Origin of the sequence: Komagataeibacter saccharivorans (assembly GCF_004348195.1) — a bacterium.
In the GTDB taxonomy this organism is placed as follows: Bacteria; Pseudomonadota; Alphaproteobacteria; order Acetobacterales; family Acetobacteraceae; genus Komagataeibacter; species Komagataeibacter saccharivorans.
In genome coordinates this window covers 3,014,753-3,030,350 of sequence record NZ_CP036404.1, presented here as the reverse complement: position 1 = coordinate 3,030,350, position 15,598 = coordinate 3,014,753, and the positions used below count along the sequence as shown (strand labels likewise).

General features: G+C 56.8%; 10 protein-coding genes. 4 read left to right on the top strand and 6 right to left on the bottom strand.

Annotated features, from left to right (window positions below; all coding sequences use genetic code 11):
• Positions 1-11 precede the first annotated feature (11 nt).
• From KSAC_RS13950 to KSAC_RS13935, 4 genes are read right to left on the bottom strand one after another with little or no spacing between them, the layout of a single operon-like run.
• Positions 12-869 carry a sugar phosphate isomerase/epimerase family protein gene (locus tag KSAC_RS13950; RefSeq protein ID WP_132305912.1) on the bottom strand — a complete coding sequence of 286 codons (858 nt, stop codon included), beginning with the start codon at positions 867-869 and terminating at the stop codon, positions 12-14.
• Position 870: 1 nt separating this feature from the next.
• Positions 871-2,019 carry a dihydrodipicolinate synthase family protein gene (locus KSAC_RS13945; RefSeq protein WP_132305910.1) on the bottom strand — a complete coding sequence of 383 codons (1,149 nt, stop codon included), beginning with the start codon at positions 2,017-2,019 and terminating at the stop codon, positions 871-873.
• A gap of 8 nt (positions 2,020-2,027) precedes the next feature.
• Positions 2,028-2,795: a 3-ketoacyl-ACP reductase gene (locus tag KSAC_RS13940; RefSeq protein WP_102324394.1), complete on the bottom strand. Its 768-nt coding sequence runs from the start codon at positions 2,793-2,795 to the stop codon at positions 2,028-2,030.
• Positions 2,792-3,934, bottom strand: a complete 1,143-nt coding sequence (locus KSAC_RS13935) for an acyl-CoA dehydrogenase family protein (RefSeq protein ID WP_132305908.1) — start codon at positions 3,932-3,934, stop codon at positions 2,792-2,794. Before KSAC_RS13935 ends, KSAC_RS13940 begins: the two co-directional genes overlap by 4 nt.
• A 696-nt stretch (positions 3,935-4,630) precedes the next feature.
• Here KSAC_RS13935 and KSAC_RS13930 point away from each other — a divergent pair.
• The 3 genes from KSAC_RS13930 to KSAC_RS13920 all read left to right on the top strand — a co-directional run bounded on the left by KSAC_RS13930 (position 4,631) and on the right by KSAC_RS13920 (position 9,786).
• Positions 4,631-6,130 (top strand): aldehyde dehydrogenase family protein, encoded by a 1,500-nt coding sequence (locus tag KSAC_RS13930; protein ID WP_132305906.1) that lies wholly within the window; start codon positions 4,631-4,633, stop codon positions 6,128-6,130.
• On the top strand, positions 6,127-7,722 hold the full coding sequence (locus tag KSAC_RS13925) for a GMC family oxidoreductase (protein WP_132305904.1): 1,596 nt from the start codon (positions 6,127-6,129) through the stop codon (positions 7,720-7,722). The genes KSAC_RS13930 and KSAC_RS13925 overlap by 4 nt, the downstream gene beginning before the upstream one ends.
• Before the next feature lie 654 nt (positions 7,723-8,376).
• Complete coding sequence (locus tag KSAC_RS13920) at positions 8,377-9,786, top strand: carbohydrate porin (protein ID WP_243705233.1); 1,410 nt, start codon at positions 8,377-8,379, stop codon at positions 9,784-9,786.
• 372 nt (positions 9,787-10,158) lie between these two features.
• Here the strand turns inward: KSAC_RS13920 and KSAC_RS13915 are convergent, their stop codons facing one another.
• Positions 10,159-12,588 carry a TonB-dependent receptor plug domain-containing protein gene (locus tag KSAC_RS13915; protein WP_132305902.1) on the bottom strand — a complete coding sequence of 810 codons (2,430 nt, stop codon included), beginning with the start codon at positions 12,586-12,588 and terminating at the stop codon, positions 10,159-10,161.
• Positions 12,589-12,982: 394 nt separating this feature from the next.
• Here KSAC_RS13915 and KSAC_RS13910 point away from each other — a divergent pair, with 394 nt between their 5' ends.
• A complete protein-coding gene (locus KSAC_RS13910; RefSeq protein ID WP_165927331.1) occupies positions 12,983-13,921 on the top strand; it encodes a LysR substrate-binding domain-containing protein in 939 nt (312 codons plus the stop codon).
• A 4-nt stretch (positions 13,922-13,925) separates the two neighbouring features.
• Here KSAC_RS13910 and KSAC_RS13905 read toward each other — a convergent pair whose 3' ends face one another.
• On the bottom strand, positions 13,926-15,422 hold the full coding sequence (locus KSAC_RS13905) for an aspartate ammonia-lyase (protein WP_132306309.1): 1,497 nt from the start codon (positions 15,420-15,422) through the stop codon (positions 13,926-13,928).
• Between the last annotated feature and the right edge of the window lie 176 nt (positions 15,423-15,598).

The window sequence follows — 15,598 nt, the reverse complement described above, 5'->3', positions numbered from 1 at the left end:
CCCTCTGAAGTTCAGCACACCGTGCGGAAGCGTTCGACCATTATGTCGAGAACCTCCGCCGGATCGCGCTTCCACCAGTTGTTTGCCGAAAAGATTTCCACTTCACACGGACCGTCATACCCGGCCCCCTCAACGCTGGCGCGGATCGCCCTGATATCGGCGACACCATCGCCCATCATGCCACGATCCAGCAGAACATCCGTCGTATGGGGCAGCCAGTCACACAGATGAAACCCGAAGACACGTTCTCCCGCCCGCACAAGCTGGCGCGCAAGGTCGGTATCCCACCAGACATGATAGATATCGATCGCAACGCCCACATTATCGGCATTGATAAGATCACATATGTCCAGCGCATCGCGTGTCGTGACAAGACAGGACCGGTCGCCACCATAGACAGGATGCAGCGGCTCCAGCGCCAGCCGGACATTAGCCCCGGCGGCGTATGAAGCGGCGGCGGCCACGTAACGTGCCACGGTTTCCAGGCTGCGGGTTACGCCTTTCGTGCCCACCTGCACGCCGCCGGTCACGATGGTCAGCACATCCGCCCCCAGTTCGGCGGTCTGGTCTATCGCCCTGCGAAAATCGTCGGCTACCTCCTCCGGCTGTTGCGAAGCAAGGGGACCGACCAGAAACGGTGCCCGGCACAGCCCCACCACGCGGATGCCCGCAGCCCGTGCGTAGGCTCCCACCGCTGCGGCCCGCCCCTCAATTTCCCTGCGCCAGAATACGATGCCGCCGATGCCGCGTGCGGCACAGGCATCCACAGTTCGTTCGGGCGACCAGCCTGCCCCGCCCCCCGCGACATTATGGCCCAGTGTTGCGGTATTCAGGGCAAGGGCTGAGTGATCGCGCTGGAAATCACGCATGTCATGCCCCGTAAAGCGCCAGAAGGGTTTTCATGCGGCTTATGGCCAGTTCCGGTTCACGCAGCAGACCGCAGCCATCCGCCAGCCGGAATATTCCGGAAAAATATGGCAGCGGTCGCATGGCCTGCGCGCCGTTGAGCATAATGAAATGTTCCTGAAAGCCATTCAGCCACGCAAGAAAAACCACGCCTGTCTTGTAATACTGGGTGGGTGCCCGAAATATCATCCGGGCCAGCGGCACGGTGGGATCAAGTATCGCACGAAACGCCGTGACGTCCCCTTCCCCCAGCCTGTTTACGGCATGGGCGGCGGCAACGGCCAGCGGGTCAAAGATACCCAGAAGGGCATGACTGAACCCCTGCGCATCCCCCTGTATGAGTTCGGGGTAGTTGAAATCATCGCCGGTATACATCCGCACGCCCGCAGGCAGGCGGCGACGCAGGAGGATTTCCTTTTCCTTGTCCAGAAGGGATATCTTGATCCCGTCTATGCGGGGCCTGTTTTCCTCAATAATGGCCAGCACCGTTTCCAGCGCGGTAGTGAAGTCATCAGCGCCCCAGTATCCCTTCAGCGCAGGGTCAAACATTTCACCCAGCCAGTGCAGGATGACGGGCTGATCGCATGCAGCCAGCACGGTGCGATAAACCCGCTGATAGTCCTGCGGCGTTTTCGCAACCTGCACGAGGGCACGGCTGGCCATAAGGATGATACGCCCGCCGACCGCCTGAATGGCTTCGGCCTGTTCAAGATAGGCATCTTCCACCTGATCGATGGACGTGACATCGCGCGGATCAAGCTGGTCGGTACCGCAGCCATTGCCCACCAGCGCATCGGGCAGGTCGGCCTTTGTGCGGCGGATCAGTTCGAGGGAACGCGACCAGTCAAGTCCCATGCCGCGCTGCGCGGTATCCATCGCCTCCGCAATGCCTAGTCCCATTCCGGCGAGGTAGTGGCGGAAAGCAAGCGTCCTGTCCCAGTCTATCGCGGCCTGCCCCGACGGGTCAGTGGCGGCAAAGGGATCAGCCACCACATGCGCTGCCGAATAGACAACGCGTACCGGATCGGGGGGCAGGACAGTATGGGGAAGCGGTTTGCCGGTCAGGAAGTAATCCTCCTTCCGGCCGGTCTCGTCAGGGAGTGCGATTTTCATGGCTGTTCTCAAAAACGGGGCACAAGCATTCCGGCATCCGCCGAAATGACCTGCCCGGTCGTGTAGGGAAGCCTGCCACTGGCCAGGGCCGCGATAATGGCGCCCATATCATCGGGCGTACCCACGCGCGGAAACAGTGTCAGGCCGTCGCGCGCGCGCTGGCGATACATCTCGATCACCGGGGCAGTCATATCGGTCGCGATCAGGCCGGGCTGCACGTCATAGACGGCAATGTTTTCAGAACCCAGCCGGACCGCCAGCGTCTTGGACACCATGGCCGCAGCGGCCTTTGATGCACAGTATTCCGATCGCTGCACCGCAACGGCCATGGCATTGGACGATGTGACATTGACAATGGAATGGAACAGGTCCGCATCGCGTTGGCGTGCCAGCAGGCGGCGCGCAAAAGCCTGCGACAGAAAGAACAGTGCGCGGGCATTGATCCCCACGCAACGGTCCCAGCTTGCTTCGGTCACATCAAGCAGATCACCCCGTTGCAGCACGCCGACACCGGCATTGTTGACCAGCGTGGTCAGTGGTCCAAGCTGGTCTTCTATCAATGCAAGACTGGCTGCGTGCGCGCTGACATCACTTACGTCAAATGCCGCCGCCATCACCGGCGCGCCCAGCGCCTGCATATGCCCTATCGCCGCGTGCAGTTCCTCATCTTCCACCGGGCCATTGATGGCCACCGCAAAACCAGCCTGCGCCAGCGCCTGTGCCGCGGCAAGGCCGATTCCGCGCGTGGACCCGGTTACGAGCGCCACCTGTCTCATGCGCGGGCACCTTTTTTCAGCAGTTCACGCGCAATGATCATACGCTGGATCTGGTTGGTGCCTTCATAGATCTGCGTGATCTTGGCATCACGATAAAGGCGTTCCACCTCGAAGCCGCGAATGTAGCCCGAACCACCAAATACCTGCACGGCATCGGCCGTCCGCGCCACCGCCATGTCACCCGCGAAACACTTGGCCATGGAGCAGGCACGCGTGGCATCAAGCCCCCGATCGATCTTGACCGCGGCCGAATGCACCAGCAGACGCGCGGCTTCAATATCTTTCGCCATATCCGCCAGCAGCCACTGCACGCCCTGAAATTCGGATATCTGCCTGCCGAACTGTTTGCGCGTGCCCGCATAATCCACGGCGGCTTCCAGCCCCGCCTGCGCGATACCGACCGCCAGCGCGGCTATGCCTACCCGCCCCTTGTCCAGCACGCTCATCATCATGTGGAAACCACGCCCGGCCTGACCTAGCAGGGCATCGGGGCCAAGGCGCACATCGGTAAAATTGAGGCCGCCGACCTGACTGGCCCGCTGCCCCATCTTGTGCTCCTTCGGTCCCCGCTCGACCCCCCGGTCATGCAGATCGACAATGAAGATCGACATGCCGCGATTTCCGGCTTCCTTATCCGTCCGCGCCAGCACAAAACCGGTATCGGCTACCGGGGCGTTATGAATCCACAGCTTGCCCCCGTTCAGGACCCAGCCGTCCCCGTCCTTTTGTGCCGTTGTACGGATACCGGAGACATCGGTGCCCGCTTCCGCTTCGGTAATGCAGTACGCCACCTTACGCTGCATGCCGATGACTTCAGGCAGCATGGCCTGCTGCACTTCCGTTCCGTGGCGGACCAGCAATGTGGAAATAAGTTCAACCAGTCCGCACTGATCCGCGACACTGGCGTAACCACGCGACAGTTCCTCCATCACCACGGCATAGGTCAGCGTATCGAATCCGGGGCCGCCCAGTTCTTCCGGAACGCCGATTCCGAACAGTCCAACCTTCGCCATTTCTTCATAGATTTCAGAAGGGAAGCATTCTTCACGGTCCAGCGTCTCGGCTACGGGGCGGATGACCTCATCCGCAAAGGCCCGGGCCGTGTCGCGCACCTGTTCCTGAGTCTCGTTCAGATACATTCCGGCAATTCCTGCTCTTATATGAACTAACTGGTTACATACATTTTCCACTTGAGAAGAGCAAGGACAAAGAAAGACGGATATTTTCAATGTTCTTTTATTTTTCAGGAATTATGGTCACGGACGCGTGCATTTACAGTACAGGACTTTTGCAAAACCGCATGATTTCCGCAGCTTCGTATCCCGGTCTCGAAACGGTCTGCTGCATGCACGCTGGCGGATACGCCCCCTGTTTTTCTTTGTCCCTGCATATATCACAGAAATATGAGTTAACCGTGCGGGCACGACGCTCTATCACATACGTAACCAGATGGTGCGTCTGGGTGATGTCGTTCCAAAAATAAGTGCCGTCGTAAAAAAATCAGACAGGCATAAATTAAAAATACAGGACATCGACCAATGGGTAATTTCCATAACCTGCCTGCTGTTCCGCGCAAGTCCAGAACTGTTCAGGGGGCTGTCCCGCAAATGGGGACCGGACGTATTAACGTCACAGCGTAATTCCCGCCTGAACCTGAAACGGCAGCGCGTTACCCATACTGTTACATGATTTATTTCATGAAACGACTGTATTTTTATTTCGTTCCTTAGGTTTCGGTATCCGTAGAACCGCTGAAAGGCACGTCCTTTTCAGGCGGTCGGTTACCCATCCGCCATGACGACGAACGGCGGGTCAGAATCACGGAGAGGCAGTCAATGCACGAGATGACACACGGGGTGGCGTTACCGAAAACCCCGCGCGAATTCGGTTTCTTTATCAATGGCGAATGGCGCAGGGGCCGGGAACTGTTTGAACGCAATTCCCCCAGTCATGATGTGCCGGTAACGCGTACGTCCCGCTGCACACCTGATGATGTGAACGATGCCGTCGCAGCCGCCCGGCAGGCATTTGAAGACCGCCGCTGGGCGGGCCTGCCCGGTGGTGCGCGCGCAGCAGTACTTTTGCGCGCGGCAGAAGGCATCCGCCAGCGCCGCGAGGAAATTGCCACATGGGAAGTGCTGGAAAACGGCAAGCCCATCAGTCAGGCCCGTGGCGAAATTGATCACTGCATCGCCTGTTTCGAGACCGCAGCCGGTGCCGCGCGGCTTCTGCATGGCGAAAGCTTCAACAATCTGGGCGATGGCCTGTTTGGCATGGTGCTGCGCGAACCCGTAGGCGTCGTTGGCCTCATCACGCCGTGGAACTTCCCTTTCCTGATCCTGTGTGAACGCGTGCCGTTCATTCTGGCATCCGGCTGCACACTGGTAGTCAAACCTGCCGAGGTTACGAGTGCGACGACGTTGATCCTTGCGGATATTCTTGCCGATGCGGGCCTGCCCGCAGGTGTCTATAATGTCGTGACCGGTACGGGGCGCAGTATTGGTCAGACGCTGACGGAACATCCCGACGTGGACATGCTATCCTTCACCGGCTCGACCGCCGTGGGGCGTTCATGCGTGCATGCTTCAGCCGACAGCAACCTCAAGAAGCTCGGGCTTGAACTGGGTGGGAAAAACCCCATCATCGTGTTCGCCGATGCCAATCTGGAAGATGCGGCGGATGGCGCGGCATTCGGCATAAGCTTCAATACAGGGCAGTGCTGCGTTTCCTCCAGCCGTCTGATCGTGGAACGCTCGGTCGCTGACAGGTTTGAACGAATTCTGGCCGAAAAGATGAAGAAGATCCGTGTTGGCGACCCGTTCGACCCGCAAACACAGGTGGGCGCCATCACCACGGCAGGCCAGAACGAAACCATCCTGAAATACATCGCTGCGGGCAAATCCGAAGGCGCCAAGGTACTGGTTGGCGGCGAGGCGCTGCAATGCGGGCATGGGCGTTATATCGAACCTACGCTGTTTTCGGGCGTGACCCCTTCCATGACCATTGCGCGCGAAGAAATATTCGGGCCTGTCCTGTCTTCCTTCCATTTCGATACGCTGGAAGAAGCCATAGCGATCGCGAATGACACGGTCTACGGACTGGCCGCATCGGTGTGGTCCAAGAACATCGATCAGGCGCTGAGTGTAACGCGGCGCGTACGGGCCGGGCGTTTCTGGGTCAACACCATCATGGCCGGTGGCCCTGAAACACCGACGGGTGGTTTCAAACAGTCAGGATGGGGCCGGGAAACGGGTCTTCTGGGTGTGGAGGAATACACACAGGCCAAATCCGTCCATATCGAAATTGGCGACCGTTCGCACTGGATTGCATCATGAACCAGGGTTTTGATTACATCATTATTGGTGGCGGTTCGGCCGGATGTGTTCTGGCGGCACACCTGTCGGAAAATTCCAGTGCGCGTGTATGTCTTCTGGAAGCAGGAAAGCGTGATACCAATCCCCTCATCCACATGCCGATCGGCTTTGCCAAAATGACGACCGGCCCGCTGACATGGGGGCTGATGACCACACCGCAGAAACACGCCAACAACCGCCAGATACCCTATGTTCAGGCCAAGGTGCTGGGCGGTGGGTCTTCAATCAATGCCGAGGTCTATACCCGTGGCCACCCTTCCGATTACGACCGCTGGGTCGAGGAAGGTGCCGAAGGCTGGGGGTTCCGGGATATCCAGAAATACCTGCTGCGTTCCGAAGGCAATACGATGCTTGCCGGTCCGTGGCACGGTACGGATGGCCCGCTTGGCGTATCCAACCTGTCCACACCCAGCCCGGTCAGCCGCGCTTTCGTGCAGAGCTGTCAGGAGATGGGAATACCCTACAACCCCGATTTCAACGGCCCCGTACAGGAAGGGGCCGGTATCTACCAGATGACGATCCGCAACAACCGCCGCTGTTCAACCGCGCAGGGTTATCTGCGCCCGGCCCTGAAGCGCAGCAACCTGCATGTCGTTACCGGCGCGCAGGTCCTGCGTATCGTGTTCAGTGGTTCCCGCGCGACGGGCGTGGAATATGCGGTACGGGGTGACAGGCATATTGTGCAGGCGGATCAGGAAGTCATCGTCACATCTGGCGCGATTGGCACGCCCAAACTGCTGATGCTGTCTGGCATTGGTCCGGGGGAACATCTACGGCAGCACAATATCCGCGTGGTGCGTGATCTGCCGGGGGTGGGACAGAATCTGCAGGATCATTTCGGCATTGATATTGTCGCTGAACTGAAAAGGCACGACAGTTTCAACAAATACAACCAAATGCACTGGATGTTCTGGGCGGGACTACAATATGCCATGTTCAATTCCGGACCGGTAACATCCAACGTGGTTGAAGCTGGTGCCTTCTGGTATGCGGACCGGAATGCTCCCTGCCCCGACCTGCAATTCCATTTCCTTGCCGGCGCCGGGGCAGAGGCCGGTGTCAGTTCCGTATCCAAAGGCACATCCGGCATTACGCTGAACAGTTATACGCTGCGCCCGAAATCACGCGGCACGGTGAAACTGCAATCATCCGACCCTGCCGATGCGCCTGTTGTTGACCCGAATTTCCTTGCCGATCCCGATGACCTGCGTATTTCATGTGAAGGCGTGAAGATCAGCCTTGATATATTCAGGCAGCATTCACTAAGTAAATACATCCAGAAAATAAATTTCTTCGATGCAAACACTGAAACGCCAGAGACGTTTCAGGCTTATGCACGACAGCACGGGCGGACATCATATCACCCGACCTGCACGTGCAAGATGGGACGGGATACCATGTCCGTTGTTGACCCGGAGTTACGCATTCATGGTCTGGATGGCATCCGTATCTGTGACAGTTCGGTCATGCCTTCCCTTATCGGGTCCAACACAAATGCGCCGACAGTTATGATTGCGGAGCGCGCTGCGGATCTTATCCGTGGCAATGCCTGACGGTCTTATACCACTTTAGAAACCACTCCGTTATTACTTACGTAGCAGGCATCGACAAAATAAAATACGATCGACGCCGCTAAAAATAAAACCGTTTTCATTTTAAATATAGAAGGAACTAAAAAAGGTTCCACCCCTTAATTAAATAACAAAATTTCCGTAACTGAATTCCGGGGCAGGCCATCTGTAGCGGGGCATATCAATGCCGCACTACTGTATGCGCCGCCCTTGCAACTTTCGGCATCTCCCGTCTCGCCTAAATCCCTATCCCACAGAAAAACAATAATGGTGGAGATAAAAATGGCATACCAGATGCGCCAGATATACCCGGAAAACGAATGGAAATTCCGTTTCCCCAAAACTGTCGGGGACAGTCCCCCTTTTCAAAAATTCATACAGGAAACGTGCCTTCCCCCGGAACAACTGCGACCCAGCCATAAGGCTGTCTGTCCAAGAACGGAGGAATGGGCCAATACTGACAATCCCATCCCTGCAAAAACTGTCCTGAACAGAATTTTTGTTACAGGTCGGTGTGTCGGAATAACGGGACTGATCTGCTCCGGCATATCAATATTTATCGGGTGCCCCCACAATGCCCATGCGCAGGTCACGCCGGTCAATATTTCCGAAACAGGAACGAGTGCAACGGTTTCGGTGGATGCTCGCCGTAAAAATTACGCCCCCAACCCGACAAAAACCATCCAGCCCGCCCCCGTACGCACCGTCGTGCCCCACGACACGACACCGATTGTCACCCTTCCTTCCGATACGACGGAACACAGTTTTTTCCCTGCCAGTTTCCATGACTGGCTGACACAGGACACGATGACCGGTAACTGGGCCGGCTGGCGCACACATCTGAATGACAAGGGCATAACCATTACCGGACACTATTTTCAGGATAGTGCCGGCAACCCCACGGGCGGCAAGTCCAAGGACGTACGGTATGCCCATGAAGTCGGGATCAATGTCGATTTCAACCTCAAGAAACTGACGGGATACCAGCTCGGCCTGTTCCATTTCACGGTCACATCCCGCGCGGGCAAGGGCCTTGGGGCAACGCTTCCGGCCCTAGACAGCCCGCAGGAAATCTATGGTTCACCGACCGTGCGGCTGACACTGCTGGCATGGGAAATGCCATGGAACCGCTACGTGGCCACAAATGTGGGTGAAATCAATGCTGAAACGGATTTTGAAACCTGGTCGATCTACTGGGGCATGAACAACTACTGTCAGTTCCAGAGCAACGCAATCTGCGGTATGCCCCAGTCAATCGCTTTCAACTCCGGCTACAGCTACTATCCCACCGCCCATCCCGGTGCATGGGTCAAGTTTTACCCGGCGGGCAACAATCATTATTCCATTCAGTTCGGCGTCTATTCGGTCGATCCGACAATCGCCAATACCCATAATGGCTGGAAAATGAACCTGCACGGCGCGACAGGAACCTTCCTGCCGTTCCAACTGGTATGGCACCGTGGCGGCAAGGATGATTATTCCGGCCCGCTTCAGACCAACGTCAAGGTTGGTGGTTACTGGGACACGTCGGAAGTCAAGGATGTGTATTCCCATCTGGGAACCTTCGGGATTGCATCCCAGTATCTTGCTGCCGCCCCTGTCGCCAACGTCCGTGGCCGTTTTGGCGGATGGTTCCAGTTTGACCGGATGCTGGAACGTGACAGAAAGGACGCCAAACGGGGGACATCGTTTTTTGCCTCCTTCACATGGGGCGATCCAAGGACATCCGTTGCACCCTATTTTGTGGACGCGGGCATAACGCGTAAGGGAACGTTCTGGAACCGTCCCAATGACACGGTCAGCTTTGGCATGAAGATGCTCTGGGTCAATCCGAAACTGACAAACTGGGTGCGGGAACTACAGGGTACTGGCGTAACCGATGTGTACAAGCCATCCGGCGAACCCGCGATTGAACTGAACTATGGATGGCGTCCCACCCCATGGCTCCTGATCAGGCCGGGTGCCCAGTATATCTGGAGCACAGGTGGCAATAACCGGTATAAAAATCCACTGGTTCTGGATTTTGAAACGGGTATTACGCTGTAATCAGAATAAAGTCACCGGATGTTTTTTATCTCACGCAGGCCCGGTCTCCGGTATCTGAAAACGGTTCCCGTCATCACGGCTGACTATTTTTTATATCGTTTACTGCCCTACAACGGATCTGGCGTGTTCCCCGGCATCGGATACTGATTTCAGCATGCCGGTCTATCCTATCAGCATCGGGAATATTTACCGAAATAATCGAAAGGGTGCAAAGCCATCCATATCGCAGGCAGGCCATAAAATACGAAATCCCCGTACCATGAAAAATGGTTACGGGGACTACAGGCGGCCTGTCCGTCTATCGGCGTCATACCGACATTCTGGCCCTCCAGCCCGGAAGCATGCAATCGCAAGGCTGGAGGGGAATGTTGTTTAGAAATCCAGAGATGTCTTGACGTAATACATCCCGCCACTGAAGCCGTAAGGCGAATAGGAAGGATATTTGGTCAGCCCCTGCTGGGTGTTGGAAATGGTTCTGGAGACACGGGTCGGGTATTTATTGCCCAGATTATTTGCCCCAACACCGATGGTCCATTTGGGCATGACCTTGTAGTCAACTTCCAGATTGGTGATGAAGGCCGGGTTCTGTTCAAACGGCACCCCACCCGGACCGGTCGGCGCGGCCATGTAAATGATGGAACCATACCGCATTTCCTGTGCGAATACGGACCATTTACCGTACTGCCAGTTAACGCTGATCTGTTCGCGGTTCTTGGGCGCTGAATGCAGTACCATTTCCTTGGTATATTCATTCACCAGGTTATTCTTGGCAGACCGGATCTCGTTATCCGAGAAGTTGATCCCCATGGCGAACCGGAATTTACCATAGCGACTTGTGCGCAGCGTATAATCGGCGTTCAGGTCGCCGCCGAATGTCTGCGTGTTATACAGGTTGGCGTAATAGGAAAGGGATGTCGCGCTTTCCAGATTGGCGGCCTTCAGCAGGTTCATCAGGGTCGTGTCGTTTGTATTGACACTGTAGGACTGGGTGCTGCCAAGCCGGTCGTTGATGGCGATGTAATACAGGTTACCCGTGATATGGAAATCATCAACCGGCGTCGCATCGACACCGATCGTGTAGCTGCGGGAATACTCGCCCTTCATGTTACCGGAACCCAGATATTTGGCGATCGCACTGTTCGCCGGAACCTGATCGACCGTATATCCCGGATAGGGCGCAGAATAGAAATAGGACATTTCGCCAAGCGTGGGCGGACGGTAACCGGTATTGATATTCGCCCGGATGGCCCAGCGTTTGTTGAAGTTGTACCGCGTGCCTACCGATCCCGTTTCAACAGTCGCCAGGTTGTTGTAGCTGGCGACACGACCGCCCAGTGTCCATTCCCACTTCTTGGTTACGTAGAAGTCGAGATTGGCAAAACCTTCGTACACATCACGGTTCTGATTGGTTACGGCCATCGGCACGTTACCCGGATGGTCGGTAGCGCCCAGCCCTTCCCATGACGCGGTTTCACCCTGCGTCATCTGGAATGTATCGTGACGGTATTCAGCGCCGAATTTCAGGTTGATGTCCCTGGGTAGCAGGCCCGTCCTGAAGGAACGCGATCCGCGCAGACCCGTTGTCAGTTCCGACGAAATGGACGAACCATCATAGAAGGAAGTCTGGGTGCTGCCCGGCAGCGAGACGTTTTCAGAATCCTTCGTGCCATACTGCTGCGCATCACGGCCGTAGGTGACATAGGCGTCCCACGCAAAACCGAACTTGCGGGTGCGGATGCCATTGTCCGTCTCGAAGTCGTACTGATCCATGGTGATGTAGGGCTGGTCGCCATTCGGATACAGGGATGTATTGATCCAGCTATCCGTATCGGCCGCGCTACGATAGGTTTCGGGCACATTGGCACGACGGTGCGAGAAGGTGGACGTGCTGTAGACACTGAACCCGTGGCCCAGCGGCACGGACATGTTCTCACTCAGGGTCTCAAGCGTGGACTTGGGAATACCCAGCCCGCGCTGGACGTTGCGGTTTGCGGTTTCGTTACGGGAATCACTAAACAGGGTGCCGTAGAAATCCCCGCCGCGCGTCGTCGGCAACTGATGGGTCACCTGCGCTGCCAGATCCAGATAGCCGCCCTTGTGCCCAAGCGCCATGGCGTAGTTGGCGGAACCGTCCAGCCCCTGTCCGTCGCCCGCGTAATAGCCGCTGTTTTTGAAATTGATGCTGCCACCATGCGTATCGCGCTTCAGCACGATGTTGACGGCGCCCGCAATCGCATCCTGCCCATACAGCGCCGAAGCCCCTTCCGTAATGACTTCGATATGGTCGATCGCGGTAATGGGGATAAGCGAGATGTCGGCAGGTTCACTGCCCCAGTTGGTGCCGGAGTTGGAATTGAAGTTGGCCCCGATATGGCGGCGATGGCCGTTGATCAGGATCAAGGTGTCATCAGGCGACTGGCCACGCAACTGCATTGTCTGCACAAAGGAACTTGCGCCACCACCGGGCAGGGCTGCGGTTGTGATGGCGGGATTGGCCTGCGCCAGCGCGGACAGCACATTGCTCTGACCGGTTTTCAGAAGTTCCGCACCCGTTACAACCGTCACCTGCGTCGTGCTGTGACGCGCCGTGCCGGGGGAGAACACGGAGTTGGTCGAATGGCCGCCGACATGGATGATTTCCGGATTGGCCGAAGCGCGCACCGACGACGTGACGGTATGGGACGGGGACGGCTGTACCTTCTTTTTGGCATCCGTCCTGTAATGCTTTTCAGGTGCAGCAGAAGGTGCGGTAGCGGCCTCGCCGATGGCTGGTACGAATGTGCCCAAAGCCACCCCAGCCACCAAATATAACTTCCGTTTTGATAGGCCTACCATTGCATCCCCCCTGAATACCGCCGGACGTTCCGTAACGACTATGTGCAAGGATATGATGCGTGTCCGTTATGATTTGGCGTCATATGGATTATTAATATCTTGCCTTCCCATACGCCGCGCAATTGTTCGAACAAGACTATATAATTGAAAATGTGTGTCTTTTTTATTTCATATATTTTTTCGTTCTGGAATCGAAAGAATCTGCCGGAAATCTACCCTCCGTGCCGGGCGGCGACTAACCACCGGGAATGATGTTAAATTTTCGAAACGTAGAAACATACCCCGTTCAGTTCGTTGACTGATCGAATAAATATGCCTATTATCAATGTGATAAAGCCACTTACGTATAATGGAGTTCCAGTTGGATATACGGCGACTGCAGGCTTTTGTGAAAATAATCGATCTGGGCAGCATTTCACGCGCTGCGGACCTGCTGAACATCGCCCAGCCTGCGCTAAGCCAGCAACTGGCAACGCTTGAGAATGTTTTCAAGCAGAAGCTGGTCATCCGAAGCAAAAGCGGTGTTACACCGACAACAGCAGGCTCGGAACTCTACCGTCATGCACAGACGCTAACCAAGCAGTTCGATCGCGCCATGGTCGAAATCAGTCAGGGCGCCGGGCCACTTGTGGGCAAGGTATCGGTCGGGCTGTCCCCCTACAGCGCAGGATCGACACTGTCTGTCGAACTGCTGCGGCTGGTGCGCGAACGGCTGCCGAACATTACGCTGCATCTGACCGAAAGTTTTGATGATATATACAGCGAACTGATCATGACGGGCCGCCTGGACATGGCCGTCATCCACGGTGCGGGACCGATCAAGGGCGTGGTCTTCACCCCCCTGATGAAGGAGGAGTTCTTCCTCCTCGCACCGCAGGCACTGGAATTTCCGCAAGATGAAACAGGCGCGGTGCAACTGGCCGATATTGCCGACATCCCCCTGCTGCTGCCGCCCAAACATAACTTCGTACGCAAAAGCGTCGATATGGCCTTCATGCGCAAGCAGCTTGAACCGCGGATTGTCGCGGAAATAGAGGCGCTGATTACCCTGCAGGGCGCCATTGTCGAAGGCATCGGCAGCACCATCCTGCCATGGTCGGTCGCAAGCCGCATTGTCGTGCCCGAAAAGTCCCGCATCTATCCGCTGCGCAACCCCGTCATACAGGAAGATGTATCGCTGTGCATTCCCGAAATCATTCCTGAAACGGAAGCATCGGTCGCGGTGCGGGAACTGCTGATCGATCTGGCCAAAACGATGGCTGCGTCCCGGAACTGGCCGGGCACGCAGGCATCGACATGATGGGCTAGCCTGCTTCCCTGCCGATGTTGGGCCGTGTCAGCGCATCAGGCCGCAGGAGTTCGGCCAGTCTGTCGGAAGAGAGCAGGTTTTCCTCAATAATCAGGTCCGTAACCTTCCGGTTTTCGACAAGGGCACGTCTGGCGACTGCCGAGCAGGTATCGTATCCCAGCACGGGGACGAGGGCTGTAATAATGCCGATATTCAGTTCGGACAGATACTGACACCGGCTGCCATCTGCCGAAATCCCGCTGACGCACCGTGTCGTCAGGGTATCGACAGCCGCACGCAGGATTTTCAGGGACGAAAACAGGCAGTAGCCGATCATCGGCTCAAACGGATTAAGCTGCAGCTGCCCGCCATCCGCGCACATGGTGATGGTCAGGTCATGCCCGGCGACAAGATAGGCTACCTGATTGACGGCCTCCGGTATGACCGGATTGACCTTGCCCGGCATGATGGAAGAACCCGCCTGTACCGGCGGCAAAACAATTTCGCCCAGTCCTGCCCGCGGCCCGCTGGACAGCAGGCGCAGATCGCTGGCGATTTTGGAAAGTTTCAGGGCCAGCCGTTTCAAGACACCGGAAAACAGGACAAAAGCCCCGACATCGGATGTCGCCTCGATCAGGTCCGGCGCACTGACCATTGGTCGTCCACTCAGCCCGCGCAGTTCCGCCATGACGGCATGCGCGTAACGGGGATCAGTGTTCAGCCCCGTTCCGATGGCTGTGCCGCCCAGATTGACCTGCTCAAACGCAGTGGCATGCTGCTTCAGGCTTCTGATTTCCGTCTGTATCGTGGTACGGAACGCATGGAATTCCTGCCCCAATGTCATGGGAACCGCATCGCGCAACTGCGTGCGCCCGACCTTGAGTATCTCACTGAAAGCCTGCGCTTTAGCGTCAAAAGCGTTTTCCAGCCGTGCGAGTGAAGCCAGCAATGGCTCCACTGCCAGCAGCATCCCCAACCGGAGCGCGCTCGGATACACATCGTTGGTGGACTGCGCCATGTTCACATGGTCATTGGGGTGAATGAGCGCGTATGTGCCCGGCTTTTCCCCCATCAACCTAAGAGCTACGTTCGCTATCACCTCGTTGGCGTTCATGTTGGTGGATGTGCCTGCCCCACCCTGCATGGCATCCACCACAAACTGATCGCAGTAACGGGTGTCGCGCAGGATCGCGTTGCAGGCGGCATCAATGGCGTTTGCCCGCCCGGCATCCAGATAACCCAGCGTATGGTTGGCGCGCGCTGCTGCCTGCTTGACCGTAACCAGCCCCTGAACCAGTTCGCCAAACGTCCCGATGGGCGTACCGCTTATGGGAAAGTTCTCCAGCGCGCGCATGGTATGAATGCCCCACAACGCACCGGCCGGGATCTCGGCTGCGCCAAGCAGGTCGCGCTCAATGCGGCTGGCGGGACGCGCGCCCTCTACCCCGACCGGCGCTGTCTTCACTTCCGTTGTGGAAGGAAGATCGGCAGGGTTCGCCGTATCAGGAAGCATATCGGTCATTTCAGTCTATCCGGGGCTAAAATAATGCCAGAACGATACTGGCTGACGTAACGGAATGGCACCATCGGCATGGTTGTGCGCCACGCTCCTTCGTCCCGGAAGCCTATGGTGGCCGATGCACCGTGACCCCATAGGATTGTTATATGGGGCCAGACAATTTTCGGCGG

Bases quoted from the DNA above. Each gene is read 5' to 3' on its own strand.
- KSAC_RS13925 (WP_132305904.1), top strand. From the start codon at position 6,127: ATGAACCAGGGTTTTGATTACATCATTATTGGTGGCGGTTCGGCCGGA.
- KSAC_RS13950 (WP_132305912.1), bottom strand. From the start codon at position 869: ATGCGTGATTTCCAGCGCGATCACTCAGCCCTTGCCCTGAATACCGCA.
- KSAC_RS13940 (WP_102324394.1), bottom strand. From the start codon at position 2,795: ATGAGACAGGTGGCGCTCGTAACCGGGTCCACGCGCGGAATCGGCCTT.
- KSAC_RS13945 (WP_132305910.1), bottom strand. From the start codon at position 2,019: ATGAAAATCGCACTCCCTGACGAGACCGGCCGGAAGGAGGATTACTTC.
- KSAC_RS13935 (WP_132305908.1), bottom strand. From the start codon at position 3,934: ATGTATCTGAACGAGACTCAGGAACAGGTGCGCGACACGGCCCGGGCC.
- KSAC_RS13930 (WP_132305906.1), top strand. From the start codon at position 4,631: ATGCACGAGATGACACACGGGGTGGCGTTACCGAAAACCCCGCGCGAA.
- KSAC_RS13905 (WP_132306309.1), bottom strand. From the start codon at position 15,422: ATGCTTCCTGATACGGCGAACCCTGCCGATCTTCCTTCCACAACGGAA.